The sequence below is a fragment of the Corynebacterium sp. CTNIH16 genome, from assembly GCF_032821655.1.
GTDB lineage: Bacteria > Actinomycetota > Actinomycetes > Mycobacteriales > Mycobacteriaceae > Corynebacterium > Corynebacterium marquesiae.
Window position 1 is genome coordinate 1 of the sequence record NZ_JAVBIG010000033.1, and the last position, 1343, is coordinate 1343.

The following is a 1343-nucleotide window of genomic DNA, read 5'->3' on the forward strand; positions in this document are numbered from 1 at the left end:
TGAGCAGTTAGTGGAGCTTTTCGAGCAGGGAATGGGTTGCCGAGCCGCTGCTCGTGTTGTCGGTGTCTCGAGAGACGCAACGCGTAGACTTTATCGCCGTTTCCAACTGCGTGGCAGACTATGTCTCGTGGAGAAACCAAACAAGCAGCACTACTCCTTCGAGGCGAAGAAGGAAGTTGTAGAACGTCATCTTGCGGGTGAGTCGATGATGGATCTTGCCCGAGAGTTCAATCTTTCATCCGACCATCTCGTCAAGGACTGGGTGGCTAAGTGGCGCAGAGGCGGCGACGAGGCTCTGCGCCCGAAGCCGAAGGGCAGGCCCAAAGGATCGGCTGGGCCGAAACGCCTCACGGAAGAGGAAAAGCTTCGCCGCCAGGTTGAGCGGCTGGAAGCGGAAAACGCCTACTTAAAAAAATTGCGAGACTTGAGGAACCAGGGACACGCCTGAAAGCCCAGGCAATCGTCATCCTCAAGTCACACCACCGCTTGGAGTTCCTCCTGGATGCGGCCGGCATGGCACGCTCGACATTCTTCTACCACCAAAAACGACTCACCGCACCGGATAAACATGCCGAGCTCAAAGACGCGATCCGGGACAGTTTTCAGCGCAACAAACACCGCTACGGCTACCGGCGGGTACTGCTCGACCTGCGTAACCAGGGCTGGGTGGTCAACCACAAACTTGTCTACAAGCTCATGCGCGCCATGGGCTTGAAAGCCAAGATCCGCCAGCGCAGGCCCTACATCTCCTACACTGGCACAATCAGCTACATCGCTGAGAACACACTCGAGCGCAACTTCACCCCAGATAAGCCAAATACCGTCTTTGTCAGCGACGTCACCGAGTTCAAAGTCGCTGGCCGCAAGGTGTATCTCTCACCGGTGATGGACCTGTTCGACCGCTCAATCGTCGCCCACACAGTGTCCACATCGCCGTCTACGGCGTTTACCTCGGCTTCGTTGGCGCAGGCGATCAAAGCGTGTGCTCCAGAGCCGGGCTGGATGATCCACACCGATCAAGGATTCCAATACAAGCACTCATCATGGCGCACCCTGATTAGCCAGCACCAAGGAGTCCAATCGATGTCACGCAAAGGCAACTGCTACGACAACGCGGTCATGGAGAACTTCTTCGGCCACCTGAAAACCGAGATGTACCACGGAGAAGCCTTCGACACCGTCGCAGAGTTCAACCAGGCAATCGACGAGTACATCCGGTGGTACAACACCGAACGCATCCAACAACGACTCAAGGGTCTAACCCCGATGCAATATCGAAATCAGACCCTTGAAGCCCTAACCGCCTAGAATTAAACCAGTCCAACTTTCGGGGGCCAGTTCAC

1 pseudogene is annotated in these 1343 nt (G+C 56.0%); it reads left to right on the forward strand.

The window, feature by feature from the left end:
* Positions 1-101: 101 nt before the first annotated feature.
* Positions 102-1308: pseudogene (locus tag RAE04_RS11675) on the forward strand (IS3 family transposase); the annotation flags it as partial.
* Positions 1309-1343 lie beyond the last annotated feature (35 nt).